A 17686-nucleotide genomic window follows, 5' to 3' on the forward strand; every position below is an offset into this window, starting at 1 on the left:
CTGATATTCGCTCTGACTTACATGGCGTTCCGTAAAACACGCAGTCGTTCTTCAAACGTTGCTTTCCATGCCGGATGCTCGGAGAATACGGTGTGCTCCACCTGACGGACTTGGTTCAGTCCGATGTTCCGCACCGCTTCCACTGCAGCATCTTTTTGGCTCAGATGGCGTTTTCCCACGGTCAGACAGTTTGCGCCTTCTGGCGTGTCGTACTGCTGAAACGCCCGGTTGAAGTCCATCAGGTCATGCAGACGGATGGGCTGATTGGTTTCGTTGTCTACCAGCAGACCCCAATTTTCCCAATGACGGTCGGTATTGCCCACCAGATAATCCAGAATGTTCATCATATAGTAGCCGGGAGCATCCAACTCTAAGATCTTATCCAGCGTGTTCCAATCATGGTTCGTGCAGTAGACGTCATAGGCTGCATAGGTCACAAGACTGTATCGCTGAGATGTCATGATTTTGCTGATAGAAACCGGCTCATTTTCAAACATTCCCTGCTCATACAGTACCTGATGGCAGTCAAAGCACCGGCAGATTTTGCTTGCCAGCACTTCACGTTCCACCGCATCCCTGCCGCCATCCTTGTAAAGATAGAATCCATCCTCTTTGCGCACCCACGCCTTGGGGTACAAGCCGCCCGTAGACAGGTCATTTGCCAGAAGATGGGCGTTTGTCACCGTCATTTGGTGCCCCCGCAGCGCAATATCCACAAGCGCATTGCTTAAGGAGTGTGCAAAAAGGTTGATATCCTCGAATCGAATCTTCTCGTTTTCTTCTTTCACCCAGAACACATCCAGCAAAGACAGACAATGGTAGGATAATGCAATCTGTGCTCGTTCCCTGTCCGTAACACTCTGAGATGCACCGATACTGTTCAGGATTTCCTTGGCGTAGGTGCGATCCAACGTCAACATCCGGGAGGCGCACCAATAGTAAAAGTTCGTTACATTATTGATGCGCTCGTCAAAATCATCCGATTCCACCAGAACCAGATCATAGGGCATGAAATCCTCGAGGCAGACCCTGCATTCCCCTGTCGTGCTGAGTTGTGCCACACAGCTTTCCCGGTGCATGATCTCGTAAAACATGGTTTTCATCCCTCCCTGCGTTCTGTGTCTTGCTCTGTATTTATATTACCTTCTTTTTTCACGGAACACAAGAGCTTTTACTTTTCAAAAAGCTTTTTCTGCTGTTCAATCAGGACGATTTCGATACGCTCTTTCAGAAAAAAGTGGAACTGTTTTGCGTGTTATGCAATGCCATAGGATACCATATTGGCCGCCAACAATCAATAATTTTATTTTGTCGGCAAAATTCCAAAAACTTATGTAACACAAAAAGCCCCACGCTCAACACTGCCTCTGAATCTGACCGTCTCTGGTCAGAGCAGAAAAGCATATGTTGAGCGTGGGGCTTTGTTTATCGGCTCGGCTGCCAGCCGGGCTTTTGGTGTTCCTTGGGTTTGTAAGTTCCTTTGGTAGTATTGATCACCGCCTGCAGCAATTCGAGCTTCTGCCATGTGGGGCAGTTCAGACGGTCGATTTTTTCGATCACATAGTTGGCGTGGGCGGTTGCGACCCGTTTTCCGAGTTCGTCCCATCCCTCTTTCGTTTTGGGGTAATGTACCACCACTTCAATGGGGACACTCTTTCGCATGGCTCACTCACCTCCGATTACATCGCTATCACCTCATTTTTACGGGTTACTGGTTGTCCACTATTCGCTGCGGTTTCCGCTCAGAACATTCAGAGCCAGACTGACCAGCAAAGCCATATCAATGCGGAGCATTTCAGCCTTGCTGGCATAGCCCATAAAGCGTTCGATGTTCTACGGCGATTCGTTCGCAAGTGCGTTTTTCTGAATCGATGTGATCATTTTGATCACATCGATCAACCAATAAAGGCCTCCGAATCTCTTTCTTATTAGGAAAAGATTCGGAGGCCTCTGTTTTACGATTTTTTCGGAATAGCGGCTTTCACCAGCAGCATCATGGGACGGCGCAGTTCATCCTTCATGCCGTAAACACTCAGCATCTCTGCAGAGGTTCTTTGTCATATTCGCTGGTATGGAGTGGTTTCACTGGCTGCATTGAACTTCTGATAACATCCAAAATGGTCTGATCCGCCGGGAGCCACGGAACGGAATCAAGCTCCTCCTTCGTCAGCCACCGCGCGGCTTCCGCTTCTTTCAGAACAAGATCGCCGGAAACCACTTCACACCAGAAGCAGTCCATGGAAAGATGAAACGCCGGATAATCGTACTCGACCGTACCAATCCGGTCACCCACGGCGATTTCCGTGTCCAGTTCTTCTTCGATTTCCCGCTTCAGAGCCTGCTGCGGGGTTTCTCCCGGCTCGATTTTGCCGCCCGGAAACTCCCACTGGCCTTTATAGTCGCCATAACCGCGGGCAGTGGCGTAGATTTTGCGTTTTGCCTGCATGGAGTCGCAGATTACAGCGGCCACAACACGAATCGTTTTCATAACGTTCTCCTTTTGGATTCATTATAATGGCCGACCGTCAGAAGTCCCACCGACGCGATAGAACACCCTGTTTCCTGCTTTTCTTGCAGTAAGCACTCCCATCTCATGGAATTTCATCACAAACGTCCGAATGGTTGCATACGCAGCGTTTCGGAAATCCTTTTCCAGCTGCTTTGTGGTAAACTCCTCTGCACCATACTCTCCGTCAAAATTCCCGTGGTTCCGTCACGGATCACATCTCCATCGGCTTATTCCCCACTTCGTCCAGATACGCATTCAAAAATTCCGCTGCAAGGCTGTTGGGACGGATGTTTTCTCTGGCTTCCTGTGGGGTGAACCACTTGCAGCGGTCCACTTCGTGGTTGATATGCAACGCCTTTGCGGTTCTGACGAAAGCCGTAAAGTTGCACATCAGCGTGTTAGACGGCTCAAAAAACTTGGTACGGTTGAATCGGAGGTGCTCTACTTCCAACCCGGTTTCTTCCCGGACCTCCCGCACCACGGCGTGTTCTTCTGCCTCACCGCGGTTCACATATCCAGCCACCAGAATATAAGAGGGCTTGCCGTACTGCTGGATGAGCAGAATTTTCCCGGTTTCCTCATCCACAACAATCATGCTGACTGCCACATTGTACATCGGGAACCGGTATTGCTGGCATTTCGGGCAATAAGGCACAATGCCCTCTTCTTCCAGTTCTTTTTCAATCAATGCCGTACCGCATTCAAAGCAATGCTTCTGAATCATTTTTACACTCCAAACACTGTTTTCGTCAGCCGGATACCTGCTGCCGTCTTCATCGTATGTTCCATAAAGGTTCGGATTGCCTGCTGGTCGTACCCGCTTTCGGACGCATTGACGATATAATCTGCCTCAATCAGAATCTGATAGTCAATGCCGTCGATCTGCGCCGGACTATGGTGGTGCCCTACCAGATAGGCCACCCGGTCGATCTGTTCTGCCGTCATGCCGGTATCCGCCAAAAACTCCCGCACCAGCGGGGCACCCTCCTGCTCCTGATATTTACCATTGGTGTTGCCGTACTTTTTGCGGCAGAGCGGGCAGGCGATATCGTGGGTGATGGCCGCCACCTCCAGAATAAACTGCGTGTCTGCGTCCAGCCCCTCCAGCTCACCAATGGTTTTGGCATAGGTCCACACGCAGCTCAGGTGCGTGATGTCATGGATATTCCCTTCGGAAAAGGCGATCATCTTTTCCATGATCTGTGCAATGGTCATCATTTGTTTTCACTCCCGTTTTTAATACTTAAATGTTCACCTTGATAAACGCGAACTTATTCTTCAAATCTTTTATGACACTTTGGACATTCTTTAGGGATCGGCCTATAACCAACAAGCGAGCAACCGCAATAAGGACATTTCATCATGGTGAGATGATATACAATACCACCAACAACAACCATTGCACCGATTAGCAGGCATAGGTTTACTCTGTACTCCTTTGCCGTCATTGCTCCTATTACTGCGAGCAATATTCCTATCATCAAAATGATCCAAGAAATGGCAGCCTGCTTTTGTGGGCTATTGTTTTTCATATAATCACACTCCTCTACAAATTCCGATTCATAAAATCCCCGTCAGCGCCACTGCAACCAGAAGGGACGGCAGCAGGTTTGCCACCTTGATGGTTCTTGGCCATACCAGATTGATGCCCACACAAAAAATCAGAATATTTCCTACCAGCGAGAGATTGTTCAGCACAGCGTCCGTCATAAAGCCGGACAGCACTACCGCAAGAGCCGTCATGGCACCTTGCAACACTGCCACCGGAATAAATGAAAACACGCAGCCCTTGCCCATGGAGGACGCCATGATGAGCACAATGATAAAGTCCAGAATCGCTTTTGCTACCAGCGTGGAATGGTCGCCGTAGATGCCATCCTGAATGGAGCCGATGACGGCCATGGCCCCGATGCTCACCGTCAGGGATGCCGACACGAAGCCGTTGACGAACTGGTTGTCGCCGTCACTGCCAGTCTTGTGTTTGAGCCACTCGCCAAAGCGTTCAAACTGTGCATCCAGATCAATAAGTTCACCCAGCAGCGCACCCAACGCCAGCGATAGAATCATGACCATAGAGCCACCGGTGCTCAAAGTTCCGTCTGGCCTAACCGTCAGTATCTTGGAGAGCGTTCCCGCCGCTCCCAGAAACACCACGGAAAAGCCCGTGGCTTTGATGATTGTATCCTGATAGCGCTCTTTCAGAAAGCGTTTGAACAGAATACCCAGCACACCGCCTATCACAATGGCCAGCGCATTGATGATCGTTCCCAATCCCCGCATTTTCGTTTTTCCCTTGCTTACTGATTCCTGTATTTGTTTAAGACTTCATCCGGGATATGACAGTAGCTGCAATCTTCCGGGTACCGCTCCAGATGATGCTGATGCTCCTCTGCACTCCGGACGTAATTCGTCAGCGGCAGCACTTCCACAACGATTTTATCCCGGTCCTTCCTGCTGTCAATAAAGGCTCTTGCTTCTTCCAGATGTCCGGGATTTGTGCTGTAAAGCCCCGTGCGATACTTTTTTCCAACATCAACGCCCTGTTTGTTCAGGCTGTACGGGTCGATGATTTCAAACAGATGCTCCATAAGCTCTGTAACACTGGTACATTTCTCATCAAAGACCACTTTAACGCACTCTGCGTATCCATCATACGGGCCGTCCAGCGTGTTTGTTGTTCCGTTGGCTCTCCCGGCTTCGGTCGTCCGTACACCGGGCACCGTGTCAAAAAAATGCTGGACGCCCCAAAGGCACCCGCCTGCAATGTATACCGTTTCCATACTCTTGACTTTCCTTCTTTTACTGGTACAGTTTGCATCCATGCTCTGTACTCCTTACGGTTTCCTTGCTAGCTGCAAATCGATCCATCATACCAACTCACAAAAAGTGCTTCCGCACCATTGCAGAGTAATTATCATATTGTTGAAAGCCATATCGCTCATAAAATTGGATCGTTTTAGGATCAGACGACATAACTTTCACATACAGAAGCTTTTGATAGAAACTCATGATCCGTTTCATCCGCTCATCTCCAATGTACTGTCCCTGATAAGCAGGGTCCACCAAAAGATAATGCAAAAATGCGACTGTTTCTCCATCATCAAGCGCGCGAACCAGCCCGACCAGCTTATCACCATCCCACGCAGAAATAACTCGTGTGGAATTGTGCATCGCATGGACAAGTTTTTCTGGATAATTGCCGGATTCCCAGTGAACGGATAAAAACAGTTTCTGCAATTCATCGGCCGTGAAATCTTTTGTTTATTTATACTCGATTTCCATGATGCACCCCTTTATAACTTCCACAAATGCGAAGTTGTCTTACTTCTTGTCATTGAAGTAGATGATAAAAGCACCCATTACTGCAATAGCAATGAGCAATCCAAACTCAACCCAATTACCTAAAAGTTCAAGTCCTACGACCGTACCTAAATAACCAACAATCAATGTAACGATTGCTGCCAAAATCGCTTTACCCATATAATCACACTCCTTTGTCAAATTCCGATTTATCAAATAAGAATTTCCGTCAATTTTTCTCTTGATGCGGCTCGTTTCTAAGAGTAGGAACGAACTGTTCTGTTGCCGGAGACGGACCATTCGGGTCGGTCTCCGGCAGTATTTTTGTTATCGCGTATTAAAAAACAGCCGGAACGACTTTCTGCTGCGCTACATCGATGATGCCGTATGTATTCAGTCTGAGTTTGGGAATGACCGGAAGGCTGACGAAGGCGAGGGTCATAAAAATGCCGATGTCTTCCGCTACACCATGTGCCTTGAGGGCATCGTTCAGCGCCTGCATTTTCGCCGCAACGCTCTCTGCGCTTTCGGTGCTCATCAATCCGGCCACCGGAAGCGCAAGTTCTGCCACAACCTGTCCATCTGCCACAAACGCAAGTCCGCCTTTGTTTTTCCGCACAGTGTTGCCGGCCAGCATCATATCGGCATCGTTGTCCCCTGCCACAATCAGGTTATGGGAATCATGTGCGATGCTCGATGCAACGGCTCCGCATTTCAGGCTGAAGTTTCCTAAAAAGCCAATGCCCACATGGCCGGAGTGATGATGCCGCTCAAAAACAGCCAGTTTTACGATGTTGTGTTCCGGGTCCACACCGGGAGCTTTGCCCGGATGCCGTTGGAACGGGATGATTTTTTCCTCCGTAAGCAGCTCGCCCCGGTTCAGGCAGATGACACGCTCCTGCTCCCCGCTTTCCCGAAGTTCCAGGTCCTGCAGTGCGATCTCATCCAGATCAAAGGAATCCATAACGTGGGAAAATCTCACACGGTCGATGTCAAGCGGTGCGGGTTTCAGCGTTTTTCCGTGCTCGGCCACCAGCGTGCCGTTCTTGTAAACCTGTTCGACCGTAAAGGATTCAAAATCCGATACTACAATGAGGTCGGCAGCATACCCCGGTGCCACGGCACCGTGCTGCTTGAACCCAAAATACTGTGCCGGAACCAGCGTCGCCATTTTGACGGCCACTGCCGGGTCCGCCCCCAACCGGATCGCTTTACGGATGTTGGAATCGATGTGTCCGTTGTCCAGCAGGTCACCGGGGTGCTTATCATCCGTCACCAGCATGCAGCGGCTGCAATAAGGCTCCCGAAACAGCGGCATCAGGGCCTCCATATTTTTGGCAGCCGTTCCTTCCCGGATCATGATATATTGTCCGAGCCGGAATTTTTCCATGGCTTCCTCAATGTTGGAGCACTCGTGATCAGACTGAACGCCTGCCGCAATATAAGCATTCAGGTCCTTATCGCTCAAGAGCGGTGCATGGCCATCCACGATCTTTCCCGCTTCGGTACAGTCGCTGATCTTCTGCAGGATCTTCGGGTCACAGCGCACCGTCCCGTAGGCATTCATCAGCTCCGCAAGCCCCAGCACGCGGGGATCGCCGTAGTAAGGCCGCAGCTGTTCTGCGTTCAGCACCGCGCCGGATTCATCCAGATCCGTGGCCGGCACACAGGAGGGCAGCATGAAATAAACCGAAAGGGTCAGATTTTTTGTCGTTTCCAGCATGAAGTCCAAGCCTTCAAGCCCCGCAACGTTCGAGATCTCGTGTGGGTCTGTGACCACCGCAGTGGTACCGTGGGGCAGCACTGCCTGCTCGAAAGCCGGACCACAGAGCATGGAGCTTTCGATGTGGATATGCCCATCGATCAGGCCCGGGCAGACATATTTGCCGTGCAGATCAACTTCTTTCCGGCCATGATACGTGCCCACGCCCACGATCGAATTTCCGCTGATGGCAATATCAGCGGTGTCGATCTCATCGGTAAACACATTGACAATTCTGGCATTTTTCAAAACCAGATCAGCCAAAGCATCTCCTCTGCCTGCCGAGATCCGGCGTTTCAGCTCATCAGACTGCATAGAAACATCTCCTCTCTCTGAAGTTCGATTTTTTCACCTGTGGATTGGTTCTGCCCTTATTCTACCACGCCTTGCCGCTGCGGAAAAGATGTCGGGAAACAAAAATGGCCCCGGAGGGCTTGTTACAGCTCTCCGGGGCCACCTTATGTGCGTTGTGCCTTGGCGCAGACCGTCAGCACTCCACTGCCACCTTGATCACGCCGTCCCGTTTCTTTTCAAACAGCTCGTAGCCCTCTGCGATCCGGCGCAGGGGGTAGGTGTGGGTGATGAGCGGTTCGGTATCGATCTTGCCTTCTGCGATGAGACGCAGCGTTTCTTCACAATCGCAGCCGTCCACGCCGCCGGTCTTAAAGGTGAGGTTTTTGCCGTACATTTCCGGCAGCGGCAGGGTCTGTGCCTTATCGTACAGCGCCACCACGGTCACGATGGCGTTGGGCCGTGCACACTCCCATGCCAGCCGGAAGGTGGAGTCTGCCCCTGCCACCTCCAGCACCACATCGGCCCCGCCGTGGTCGCTGTGGGCGCGCACAAAGGCGGCGCAGTCCTCCGGCTGCACCGTGAGCACCTGCGGGTAGTGCTGACGGATGAACTGCAGGCGGCTTGCGTCCTTTTCACAAACGATGATGCGCTTGGGGCTGTGCAGCATGACGCACAGCAGCGTGCAGATGCCGGTCGGCCCTGCACCGAGGATCAGCACGGTATCCTCGGGGGTGATTTCCGAGATGCGTGCCGCCCAAAAGCCGGTGGCCAGCACATCGCCCACCAGCAGCGCCTGCCGATCGGTAACGCCGTCCGGGATCTTGTTCAGTCCCTGATCCGCAAAGGGCACCCGGACATACTCGGCCTGCCCGCCGTCGATGCGGCAGCCCAGCGCCCAGCCGCCGTTTTGATTGGTGCAGTTGTTCACAAAGCCTTTTTTGCAGAAAAAGCACTCTCCGCAGAAGGTCTCCACGTTCACCGTCACCCGGTCGCCGGGTTTCACATTGGTCACCGCACTGCCCACTTCTTCTACGATGCCCACCATCTCGTGCCCTACCGTGATGCCGGGCACCGCCCGGGGCACGCTGCCGTGCTTGATGTGCAGGTCGCTGGAGCAGATGCTGGCAAGGGTCACTTTTACAATGGCATCCCGCTCGTGCTGCAGCACCGGCTTTGGTTTTTCCATCAGTTCAAATTTGCCCTCGGAAACATAGGTATAGGTCAGCATGCTTTTTACCTCCACGCGCTTTGATATTTCCGGACTTGAGTATACCACGCAGCTATGGCAAAGAGCAAGCCGCAAAAGGCCCGCCCTTTGCGGCAGCTCTCCGCCGATCAGATCTTGGGCTGATACTGCATGCTGGACACATTGTAAATGGTAACAAAAGCCTTGGGGTCTTCCCGGTTGATAAAGTTCATCAGCTTCTGATATTCGCTCTTGTCCACGATGGTAATGATCTCGTTGTGTTTTTCCAGATTGTATGCACCGATGGCCTCGTACATGGTCGCACCGCTGTGCAGGTCATGGAGGATGAACTGACGCAGCGCCTCCTCTTTTTCGGTGATGATGCAGACGCGGCGTTTGATGCTGTTATCAAAGATGAAATGGTCCAGCACGATGCCGTTGAAGTAAGTACCGAGGATACTCAGCACCACGGTCTTTTTATCGTAGACCAGGGCCGCGGAAAGCGCCACACACATTCCTGACAGAGACATGGCTTTTCCCAATTCCATGTGCAGGTACTTGTTCATGATCTTTGCCACGATATCCAGCCCGCCGGAGGATGCATTGCGGTTGAACAAAATACTCAGCCCGATGCTGACCACCAGAATATAGCACAGCACGTCCAGCTCCTGACTGCCGGTCATCGAGCCGAACTCCGGGAACAGCTTTTCAAACAGCCCCAGAAACACCGGCAGCAGCACACTGGTGTATACGGTCTTTGCGCCAAATTCTCTGCCGCAGGTAAAGAACCCGATGATGAGAAGCACGACGTTCAGGATCATCGTAATGACCGACAAGGGCAGCGGCACAAAATTGGACAGCACGATGCCAAGGCCGGAAATGCTGCTGACGGATGTATGGCTCGGCACCAGAAAAAAGAAAACGCCCGCCGCAATGATCGCCACCGCCCCGGTCAGGACTGCCGTCTCCCTCAAGACTGCGCCGGTCTTTCCTTTTACATCACTCATCTTTGTCCCCCTAAAATCAAATTTGTTTCACCGATCTCCTCATCTTTGTCGATGCGGACAAGGAGCTTACCGCCAAAGCGTTTGTATTCCATAGTGAAGTACCTCCATAAATTCCGAGTTGCTGTTCTCAGTATACCATGATTTTCCCTTGCGGAAAAGATAGCGAAACAAAAATGCCCCCGGAGGGCTTGTTACAGCTCTCCGGGGGCATCTTATGTGCGTTGTGCTTTGGCGCACACGACCGGCGTTTTACTCGATTGCAATCAGATTCGGGTTCTCAGGCAAAGCCTTCGTCTGCTGAGGAGCAGGCAGCTCGACGTGCAGGACGCCGTCCTCGAACTTTGCGTGGATGTCTTCCTTCTTCACATCGCCCACGTAGAAACTGCGCGCGCAGGTGCCAGAGAAGGATTCGCGCCGCAGGTAGCGGCCCTTCTTATCCTTTTCGTCGTTGCTGTGGCTGCGCACTGCCTGAATGGTCAGGTAGCCGTCGTTCAGATCCATCTGAACATCTTCCTTCTTGCAGCCCGGCAGGTCAACAGCTACTTCGTAGCCATTGTCCGTCTGTTTGACATCGGTCTTCATCATGTTTGCACCACGCTTACCAAAGGCGCCACGAGCCTCACGGTTCATAGCACGTTCCAGTGCAGCGTCATTCCAGAACGGATCGAAGAAATCATCGAACAGGTTTTCATGGAAAACAGTCGGCATAAGCATAAATCATTCCTCCAATCCCGGCGTTCGGGTCGGGGCAAAAAATCTGAAGCGTCCATTCAGAAGGGCTTTCCGGGGAGCCTAGCGGCTCTCCTTTTGCCCTTCCTCCTGAGCACGCCACTGTTATAGCACCGTTCATTAGCAGTGTCAATAGAAGAGTGCTAAAATTCATGAAAGAATAATACTTTTATAAAATCCTATGCAATCTTTTCAAAATTCAGTCGTATCATCGTGTTTTCATCATTTCTGCCGGTACATCGGCGTAGACAGATATTTCATGCCGTTGTCCGGGACGATGACCACGATGTTCTTTCCTTGATTCTCCGGTCTGCGGCCCACCTGCACCGCTGCGTGCAAAGCCGCTGCTGCTGATGTGCCCAGAAACAGTCCTTCCGCCCGCAGCACCTCATGGGCCGTTTCGTAGGCTTCCTCGGTGCGGACATTGATGCACGCATCGCTCCAGTCTGGCCGCAGATAGTCGGAAAGTGCGCTTTCCGGCACATCATACGCCGGCAAAACGCCATCTATGATCTGCGCATCCGGGTGCTCCGGGGTCAGGCGGGAGTCCGGATGGGGCTGCACCAGAACCACTTGCAGATTCGGGTTGCGGCTGCGCAGATAACTTGCTGTGCCAAAACCCGTGCCGCCGGTGCCCGCCATGCAGACCAGAATATCCACATGGCCTTCTGTATCATTCATTTCAACTCTTTGATTTCCGGGATGGATGCCGCTGCACCTTTGCGCTGCACGGCAATTCCGGCTGCTTTGGTAGCAAGCCGCATGGCGTCCTCTACTGAACTGCCGCTGCAAAGGCCCGCCAGAAAATAGCCGCTGTAAGTGTCCCCGGCAGCTGTAGTATCCACGGCCTGCACCTTTTCGCAGGGGACAAACAGCCGCCGCTCTGCATCCAGATAGTAGCTGCCCGCACTCCCGGCTGTCAGAAGCAGACGGGTCTGCGGGTATTTTTCGTGCAGCAGGGTCAAAACAGCGTCCGCTTCAAAGGTCTCGGTTCCGGCAAGGGCGCAGGCTTCCACCTCGTTGACACAGAGCACATCCACCAGTTCCATCGGGTAGGTCAAGATGCCGACATCGTAGGGTGCGGCATTGAAGAAAATGGAAAGCCCCTTTTTCTGTGCGGCCTGCATCAGGTACGGCAGATTGGAGATCTCATTTTGCAGCACCAGCCAGTCGCCTGGCGAAAAGGCTTTCAGCGTGTGGTCGATCTGCTCTGTGGTGATCTCCTGATTGGCACCGCCGTAGATCAGGATACAGTTTTCGCCGCGGCATACCTCAATGATGGCGTGGCCGGTGGCAGCAGCATCGTCCTTTATCAGATAATCTGTATGAATACCATTTTGTTTCAGGTAATCCACAAATGGTTGTCCATCTGCGCCGACACGACCCGCATGGTATACTGACAATCCAGCTCGTGCAAAGGCAATAGACTGGTTTGCGCCTTTTCCTCCAAAGCCCCGCTGCATGGACTTGGCTGCAAGGGTCTCTTTGGGCGCGAGAAAGTGCTCGACCTCATAGGTATAATCGTAGTTGAGGGAACCAAACGAAAGGATTTTCATGGTATATCTTTTTTACTCCATTCTCTGAATCACCGCACCCAGCCATCGGCACAGGGTATCGCCTGCCTGATTTGCGATCTCCAGCACGCGGGCGTGGCTATGCTTGACCGTCTGGATGCCGGTGGCCATGTTAGTGATGCAGCTGACAGCCAGTACCTTCATGCCCATGTAGTTGCAGACCATGGTTTCCGGCACGGTGCTCATGCCCACGGCATCGGCTCCCATCCCCGCAAAGGCGCGAATTTCAGCCGCCGTTTCATAGCAAGGGCCCATAAAGCCCATGTAAACGCCCTCCTTGTAGGCAATGCCCAGTTCATCGGCGGTCTGCTTGGCAAGGTTCTGCAGTTCCAGACTGTAAGGTTCGGTCATGTCCGGGAAACGGGGGCCGAAGCGCTCATCGTTGGGGCCAATGAGGGGGTTCGTGCCCATCATGTTGATGAAGTCGGTAATGAGCATCAGGGTGCCCGGCGCAAACTCCCGGTTGATGCCGCCGCAGGCGTTGGTCAACACCACCTTTTCCACGCCCAACAGCTTGAACACATAGAACGGGTAGCAGACTTCCTTCATGGAGTAGCCCTCATAGAAATGGAAGCGGCCTTCCATGGCGTAGACTTCCGTGTCCCCCAGCTTGCCAGCCAACAATGCGCCTTTGTGTCCTGCCACCGTGGATACCGGGAAGTTGGGGATATCCTTGTAGGACAGTTCTTCCGTGTCCGTAAAGTCCGCGGTCAGCTTGCCAAGGCCGGAGCCCAGCACCACCGCGATCTTCGGGCGCTTTTTCGTGTGCGTCTTGATATATTCCGCACTTTCCAGTGCCTTTTCATAAAGATGTTCCATACCGTTCTCTCCTTTTCCCCAAAAATTCGATATACTCTCTGGGTTCAGTATATACTTGCGCGGGCAGTTTCTTTTTTCTGCAGGTCTATTACGCTTGCATTACTGAATTTCTGCGTTTCCAGCCATCTCCATTGCAGCGTTCGATTGACACAGGTTGAGTTATCGGCAGATACAGCAAACACAACGGGCGGCTCCGGTAACAGAGCTGCCCGTTGTGTTCGTTTATGAAAAGGAGAACTTAGATCTCATACCACTTGATCTCGTTGGCATCCAGATGCAGAGCAAAGCTGCTGCCGTCTGTGGTGTAAACGGTGGTGTCCTGCGGCTCGTAGGTGTTGTTCACCACGCAGTACTTGCCGTTTTTGACGTAGGCGTGTACCTCCACGTTGTAGTTGGAGCTGAACCATGTATGCAGCTCTTCCTCACTGTGGGCGCTCCACAGGATAGCGCGGTAAAGGGTGCGGCTGTTGGCAAAACTGTAAGGCACACCGCTGATGTACACGGCACGACCCTTGCCGAAGTCGTGTGCCGCCATCTGCACTTCTTTGTTTCGCTGCACCAGCACTTCGGTGCCTTCCAGCGCATAAATATTCCTCTTGCCCTCGCCAAAGTCGATGGGCCGGTCGGCATCCTGCAGAATGAAATGGTCCGGGTGTTCTTCCCAGTTGTACTTGTCGTAGTTGAGGGTGAAGCCGTTTTCTTCCTCCACGCCCAGCACGCTGGCAAGCTGGAGAATGTGGCCCTGATACGGGTGACCGGAAGGCTCACCCACGCCGATAAAGCCGCCGCCGTTCCAGACGAACTTGCGGATAGCGGAGGAGATCTCCGGATCTTCCCACCAGATGCCGCCGGTGTGTGCGGTGTCGGCATCGCCGACATTGATAATGACATCCAACGAATCCAGCAGATGCGGGTCGTTCTTGATATCCTCAAAGCTGATAAACTTCACATCAAAGGGCGCACCGGACAGCATCTCAATGACACCGGCATAGCTATAGTTCTGCTTGTAATAGAGGGCGTGATGCACCATGTGACAGCCCCAAGCCCGCATTTTACCCCAACAGTTCAGCACGGCCACCCGCTTGACACAGTAGGGTGTGGTGTCCTTGATGTTCTCGTACAGTTCGCGGAACTCGTTGCAGACGCTCTCCACGTAGTCCACGAACTCCGGGAACTGCAAGGCCAGTTTCAGATAGCCGCCATAGCCGATGCGGTCGATGGGCTTGCGCAGGATAGCGCGGCGGGCTGTAACCCAGTTCTCCTTGGCTTCCCGCACCGGGTCGCCGCCCTCGTGGAAGGTGTCGGGGAAGAAGTACGGCAGGAAACGGCCCTCGGTGTACTTTACGCCCTCAATGTCAGAGATCAGGCGCAGGGTGGAGCCGTTGCCCACGCTGCCCACTACGGCATCCAGTCCGATGGTCTTGAACTCCGGCATGAAAGGTTCGGTGCCGATCCAGTGATCGCCGAGGAACATCATGGCTTCGCACCCGCACGCGTGGGTGATGTCCACCATCTCCTTGGCAAGCTTTGCCACCTCGCGGCGCTGGAAGGCCTGAAAATCCCGGAATTCCTTGCTGGGCACCCGGTACTGGTTGTTATAGTAGCCCTGATCGATGATGTACTCCGGGCGGAACTTGTAGCCCACTTCCTGCTCAAACTGGTTGAGGATATAAGGGCTGACCGAAGCAGAGTATCCATACCAGTCCACGAATTTCTCCCGCTTCAGCTCGTCGAAGATCAGGGTGAACTGGTGGAAGAAGGTGGTGTAGCGGATGACGTTTACATAGGGGTGCTCTGCAATGAACTTGCGCAGGCGCTCCATGGAATACTTGTGGGTCTTGGGCTGACGCACGTCAAAGGTGATCTGGTGCTCAAAATTCGTCCAGCCGTTGGTGGTAGCGTTGTACATATGCACCGGGTCCCAGATGAGGTAAGCCAGAAAACTGACGGTATACTCATGGAACGGTACGGCCTGTACGGTCACACTGCCGTCGGCGTAACTCCACTGCTCCGGCGGCACGGGCTGACCGGTGGTTCGATCCATGACCTCCCACCAGCGGGTGATGTCGTCGTTGGTGTTCACCTGCATCAGCTCCGGGCTGATGCCCTTCATCAGCGGGATGGTCACGGTGTCGCCGGGGGCGGTGTAAAAGCCGGTCATGATGTAGCACTGCTGTACCTCGTCCGGGTTTGCCTTTGCCCATGCGTTGTCCTTGCGGGTGGTATAGTAGGTGGAGTAGATCTTGGCGTCCGCATCCTTGAGCTGCTGCGGAAAGTCGGTGCCGTCGCAGTCGCGGATGGCATCGGCACCCCACTTTTTTAAGATCTCCAGCGTTTCGGGCACAACGTCCAAGTCTGTGGGAATGGTCACGCGCCCGGTCTTTCTCAGTTCGTCCATGGGAAACTCTCCTTTTGCCTCTCTTTGAATCGTAGGGGATCAATCGTAGGCGGCGTTATACAGCGCCAGCACAGCCAGCAGCAGCGCTACGCCCACCAGCATGATGCCAAGCCCTGCCAGCTGCCCGGTCATTTTCCAGCCGGACACCACCAGCACCAGTGCCAGTACGAACAGCACCAGCATCAGGATCATGCGCAGGGCGGGATGCTCTTTCCAGTATGCTTTCATCGTCTGTCACCTTAACCTTTCAGGCCGCCCACGGTCATGCCCTGCGTCAGCTGCCGCTGCACGCAGATGTACAAAATCAGGGTGGGCAGCATCACCAGCACAAGGCCTGCGTACATGGTCCCGTACTGGGCGGCGCTCTGCTGCGCCTGCATCAGGTTCAAAAGACCTACCGGCAGGGTGCGGGGTGCCTTGGTGGAGCTCATCAGGGTCATGGAGATGATATACTCGTTCCAGAAGGACAGGAAGTTGAACAGGATAATGGTGATAATGGAGGGCTTTGCCATGGGGAAGATGATGCGGGTCATGGTGGAAAAGTAGCTTGCACCGTCGATGTAGGCGGCCTCCTCAAAATCGTGGGGCAGGGTGGCAAAGTAGCCCGACAGCAGGTAGATGGTAAAGGGCAGCGCGGTGGCGGCGTACACCACCGCCAGCACCACCAGATTGTTCAGCAAAAAGCCGCTGCCGAAGTGGCTTTTCAGCCACACATCGCCGTCCCGCAGCATCAGAAAGATGGGCACCACGATGTAGTTCACGTTGATGAACAAGCCCGCCATGAACAGAGTGTTCAGCACCTTGCACCCCTTGAAGTGAAAGCGGGACAGGCAGTAGGCGGCGGGCAGGGCAACGACCAGCAGCAGTGCCAGCGCCAGCGCGGTGACGATGACCGAATTGAGCATATATTCGCCCATCTTGGCCCCGTTCCATGCGTTGACAAAGTTCTGCCAGTAGAACCCGGCAGGCAGTGCCCACGGGTTGCCGTAGAACTCGGCGTTCTGCTTGATGGATGCCATGAACACCCATGCCACCGGCACGATGATGGTCACGGCCAGCAGGATCAGCACAAAATAGATAAAGAACTTATAGAGACCTTCCGCCGAGCGGGAAGATTTTTCGGTGGTATTCTGCATCTTCTTCCCTCCTTAAAATTCCAGCGGGTCACGGCTGGTGGCCTTGTTGACACAGGCGGACAGCGCAAACGAGAACAGGAAAATGACGACGCCGATGGCCATACTATATCCATACAGGCCAGCGTCCTTCTGGCTGTACATATAGCTCAGCGCCACATCCGATGCGCCGTTCGGCCCGCCGCTGGTCATGGCCTTGACAAACAGGAACGCCATGTTAATGGTGGAGATAATGAAGAAGGTCAGGGTGGTGCGGATGTTCGTCCAGATGAGCGGGATGGTGATCTGGAAGAACTGGGTCAGCCGCCCGGCACCGTCCAGATTGGCACTCTCGTACAGGCTGATGGGCACGGCAGACATGGAGGCCATATACATGACCATGTAATAGCCCACAGCCTGCCACACCATCGCAATGATGATGGAGGGGATGACCAGTTTTTCACCTTTCCAGAGGATGGGGTCGGTCATATCCCGGAACAGACCAATGATGCTGTTCAGCATACCATTTTCCGGCTTGTAGATGGCCGAGAAAATACCGGAGATGACGACCACGGAAAGAATGTTGGGGATGTAGAAGATGACCCGAAAGAAGTTCTGCCCTTTGATCTTTTCGCGGGTCAGGATGGCTGCAAACACCAGTGCAAACGCAAAGGTGACGATGGTGACTACCACCACGAGCAGGATCATATTCTGCATCGAGCGGATGAACTGGGTATCTTTCAGCAGATGCTGGAAGTTTTTGACCCCCACAAAGGTCTCGTTGGGAGAATAGGCACCCCGCTCATACAAACTCATGCGGAACACGTTGAGGGTGGGCAGGATCATAAAGAGGAAAAACAGGATGGTAGCCGGTGCCACACAGAGGAATACGAACCGTTTGCGGCTTTTATCCGTTCTCATAGGGGATTGACCGCTCCTTTCTTGATGGTACTGTACAGCCCAAAAAAGCGGAGGCGGTAAAAACCGCCCCCGCTG

General features: G+C 53.2%; 21 protein-coding genes. All 21 read right to left on the minus strand.

The window, feature by feature from the left end; all coding sequences use genetic code 11:
- Window positions 1-17: 17 nt before the first annotated feature.
- The gene (locus DWY76_RS07615; protein WP_347562239.1) at window positions 18-1094 is read right to left on the minus strand and encodes a hypothetical protein; all 1077 of its coding nucleotides are present in this window, start codon (window positions 1092-1094) and stop codon (window positions 18-20) included.
- Between the two features lie 331 nt (window positions 1095-1425).
- Complete coding sequence (locus DWY76_RS07620) at window positions 1426-1662, minus strand: hypothetical protein (protein ID WP_120080745.1); 237 nt, start codon at window positions 1660-1662, stop codon at window positions 1426-1428.
- Window positions 1663-2032: 370 nt separating this feature from the next.
- Window positions 2033-2488, minus strand: coding sequence for a (deoxy)nucleoside triphosphate pyrophosphohydrolase (locus DWY76_RS07630; RefSeq protein WP_120080747.1), 456 nt, complete (start codon window positions 2486-2488; stop codon window positions 2033-2035).
- A 232-nt stretch (window positions 2489-2720) separates the two neighbouring features.
- Window positions 2721-3233, minus strand: coding sequence for an NUDIX domain-containing protein (locus DWY76_RS07640; protein WP_005922551.1), 513 nt, complete (start codon window positions 3231-3233; stop codon window positions 2721-2723).
- A gap of 2 nt (window positions 3234-3235) precedes the next feature.
- Complete coding sequence (locus tag DWY76_RS07645) at window positions 3236-3727, minus strand: HD domain-containing protein (RefSeq protein WP_005922554.1); 492 nt, start codon at window positions 3725-3727, stop codon at window positions 3236-3238.
- Window positions 3728-3780: 53 nt separating this feature from the next.
- Complete coding sequence (locus tag DWY76_RS07650; RefSeq protein WP_097782054.1) at window positions 3781-4041, minus strand: hypothetical protein; 261 nt, start codon at window positions 4039-4041, stop codon at window positions 3781-3783.
- Window positions 4042-4069: 28 nt separating this feature from the next.
- Window positions 4070-4789 (minus strand): DUF554 domain-containing protein, encoded by a 720-nt coding sequence (locus DWY76_RS07655; RefSeq protein WP_097774715.1) that lies wholly within the window; start codon window positions 4787-4789, stop codon window positions 4070-4072.
- 17 nt (window positions 4790-4806) lie between these two features.
- A complete protein-coding gene (locus tag DWY76_RS07660; protein ID WP_097774964.1) occupies window positions 4807-5289 on the minus strand; it encodes a peptide-methionine (S)-S-oxide reductase in 483 nt (160 codons plus the stop codon).
- 97 nt (window positions 5290-5386) lie between these two features.
- Window positions 5387-5746 (minus strand): GNAT family N-acetyltransferase, encoded by a 360-nt coding sequence (locus DWY76_RS07665; RefSeq protein WP_242702846.1) that lies wholly within the window; start codon window positions 5744-5746, stop codon window positions 5387-5389.
- An 84-nt stretch (window positions 5747-5830) separates the two neighbouring features.
- Window positions 5831-5989 carry a binding-protein-dependent transport permease gene (locus DWY76_RS07670; protein WP_097774963.1) on the minus strand — a complete coding sequence of 53 codons (159 nt, stop codon included), beginning with the start codon at window positions 5987-5989 and terminating at the stop codon, window positions 5831-5833.
- Window positions 5990-6146: 157 nt separating this feature from the next.
- Window positions 6147-7886 carry an adenine deaminase gene (ade, locus tag DWY76_RS07675; protein WP_120080749.1) on the minus strand — a complete coding sequence of 580 codons (1740 nt, stop codon included), beginning with the start codon at window positions 7884-7886 and terminating at the stop codon, window positions 6147-6149.
- A 172-nt stretch (window positions 7887-8058) separates the two neighbouring features.
- Window positions 8059-9093 (minus strand): alcohol dehydrogenase, encoded by a 1035-nt coding sequence (locus tag DWY76_RS07680; protein ID WP_120080751.1) that lies wholly within the window; start codon window positions 9091-9093, stop codon window positions 8059-8061.
- Window positions 9094-9200: 107 nt separating this feature from the next.
- Complete coding sequence (locus DWY76_RS07685; RefSeq protein ID WP_005946315.1) at window positions 9201-10058, minus strand: YitT family protein; 858 nt, start codon at window positions 10056-10058, stop codon at window positions 9201-9203.
- 249 nt (window positions 10059-10307) lie between these two features.
- Window positions 10308-10772 carry an Hsp20/alpha crystallin family protein gene (locus DWY76_RS07690; protein ID WP_120080753.1) on the minus strand — a complete coding sequence of 155 codons (465 nt, stop codon included), beginning with the start codon at window positions 10770-10772 and terminating at the stop codon, window positions 10308-10310.
- A gap of 237 nt (window positions 10773-11009) precedes the next feature.
- Complete coding sequence (locus DWY76_RS07695; protein ID WP_015563803.1) at window positions 11010-11468, minus strand: pyridoxal-phosphate dependent enzyme; 459 nt, start codon at window positions 11466-11468, stop codon at window positions 11010-11012.
- Window positions 11465-12343: a ribokinase gene (locus tag DWY76_RS07700; protein ID WP_120080755.1), complete on the minus strand. Its 879-nt coding sequence runs from the start codon at window positions 12341-12343 to the stop codon at window positions 11465-11467. Before DWY76_RS07700 ends, DWY76_RS07695 begins: the two co-directional genes overlap by 4 nt.
- Window positions 12344-12355: 12 nt before the next feature.
- The gene (locus tag DWY76_RS07705) at window positions 12356-13180 is read right to left on the minus strand and encodes a purine-nucleoside phosphorylase (RefSeq protein WP_120080757.1); all 825 of its coding nucleotides are present in this window, start codon (window positions 13178-13180) and stop codon (window positions 12356-12358) included.
- A gap of 238 nt (window positions 13181-13418) precedes the next feature.
- Window positions 13419-15578: a 1,3-beta-galactosyl-N-acetylhexosamine phosphorylase gene (gene gnpA / locus DWY76_RS07710; protein ID WP_120080759.1), complete on the minus strand. Its 2160-nt coding sequence runs from the start codon at window positions 15576-15578 to the stop codon at window positions 13419-13421.
- A gap of 39 nt (window positions 15579-15617) precedes the next feature.
- Window positions 15618-15806 (minus strand): hypothetical protein, encoded by a 189-nt coding sequence (locus tag DWY76_RS07715; RefSeq protein ID WP_120080761.1) that lies wholly within the window; start codon window positions 15804-15806, stop codon window positions 15618-15620.
- An 11-nt stretch (window positions 15807-15817) separates the two neighbouring features.
- Complete coding sequence (locus DWY76_RS07720) at window positions 15818-16714, minus strand: carbohydrate ABC transporter permease (RefSeq protein WP_112090673.1); 897 nt, start codon at window positions 16712-16714, stop codon at window positions 15818-15820.
- Window positions 16715-16726: 12 nt separating this feature from the next.
- Window positions 16727-17611 (minus strand): sugar ABC transporter permease, encoded by an 885-nt coding sequence (locus tag DWY76_RS07725; protein ID WP_120080763.1) that lies wholly within the window; start codon window positions 17609-17611, stop codon window positions 16727-16729.
- Window positions 17612-17686: the final 75 nt, after the last annotated feature.

This window comes from Faecalibacterium sp. AF27-11BH, from assembly GCF_003603005.1.
Lineage (GTDB): Bacteria > Bacillota > Clostridia > Oscillospirales > Ruminococcaceae > Faecalibacterium > Faecalibacterium taiwanense.

Coding starts and splice junctions, on each gene's coding strand:
- DWY76_RS07700 (WP_120080755.1), bottom strand. CDS start 12,343: ATGAAAATCCTTTCGTTTGGTTCCCTCAACTACGATTATACCTATGAG.
- DWY76_RS07695 (WP_015563803.1), bottom strand. CDS start 11,468: ATGAATGATACAGAAGGCCATGTGGATATTCTGGTCTGCATGGCGGGC.
- DWY76_RS07720 (WP_112090673.1), bottom strand. CDS start 16,714: ATGCAGAATACCACCGAAAAATCTTCCCGCTCGGCGGAAGGTCTCTAT.
- DWY76_RS07685 (WP_005946315.1), bottom strand. CDS start 10,058: ATGAGTGATGTAAAAGGAAAGACCGGCGCAGTCTTGAGGGAGACGGCA.
- DWY76_RS07630 (WP_120080747.1), bottom strand. CDS start 2,488: ATGAAAACGATTCGTGTTGTGGCCGCTGTAATCTGCGACTCCATGCAG.
- DWY76_RS07715 (WP_120080761.1), bottom strand. CDS start 15,806: ATGAAAGCATACTGGAAAGAGCATCCCGCCCTGCGCATGATCCTGATG.
- DWY76_RS07640 (WP_005922551.1), bottom strand. CDS start 3,233: ATGATTCAGAAGCATTGCTTTGAATGCGGTACGGCATTGATTGAAAAA.
- DWY76_RS07660 (WP_097774964.1), bottom strand. CDS start 5,289: ATGGAAACGGTATACATTGCAGGCGGGTGCCTTTGGGGCGTCCAGCAT.
- DWY76_RS07680 (WP_120080751.1), bottom strand. CDS start 9,093: ATGCTGACCTATACCTATGTTTCCGAGGGCAAATTTGAACTGATGGAA.
- gnpA (WP_120080759.1), bottom strand. CDS start 15,578: ATGGACGAACTGAGAAAGACCGGGCGCGTGACCATTCCCACAGACTTG.
- DWY76_RS07645 (WP_005922554.1), bottom strand. CDS start 3,727: ATGATGACCATTGCACAGATCATGGAAAAGATGATCGCCTTTTCCGAA.
- DWY76_RS07615 (WP_347562239.1), bottom strand. CDS start 1,094: ATGTTTTACGAGATCATGCACCGGGAAAGCTGTGTGGCACAACTCAGC.
- ade (WP_120080749.1), bottom strand. CDS start 7,886: ATGCAGTCTGATGAGCTGAAACGCCGGATCTCGGCAGGCAGAGGAGAT.
- DWY76_RS07620 (WP_120080745.1), bottom strand. CDS start 1,662: ATGCGAAAGAGTGTCCCCATTGAAGTGGTGGTACATTACCCCAAAACG.
- DWY76_RS07705 (WP_120080757.1), bottom strand. CDS start 13,180: ATGGAACATCTTTATGAAAAGGCACTGGAAAGTGCGGAATATATCAAG.
- DWY76_RS07690 (WP_120080753.1), bottom strand. CDS start 10,772: ATGCTTATGCCGACTGTTTTCCATGAAAACCTGTTCGATGATTTCTTC.
- DWY76_RS07725 (WP_120080763.1), bottom strand. CDS start 17,611: ATGAGAACGGATAAAAGCCGCAAACGGTTCGTATTCCTCTGTGTGGCA.
- DWY76_RS07670 (WP_097774963.1), bottom strand. CDS start 5,989: ATGGGTAAAGCGATTTTGGCAGCAATCGTTACATTGATTGTTGGTTAT.
- DWY76_RS07655 (WP_097774715.1), bottom strand. CDS start 4,789: ATGCGGGGATTGGGAACGATCATCAATGCGCTGGCCATTGTGATAGGC.
- DWY76_RS07650 (WP_097782054.1), bottom strand. CDS start 4,041: ATGAAAAACAATAGCCCACAAAAGCAGGCTGCCATTTCTTGGATCATT.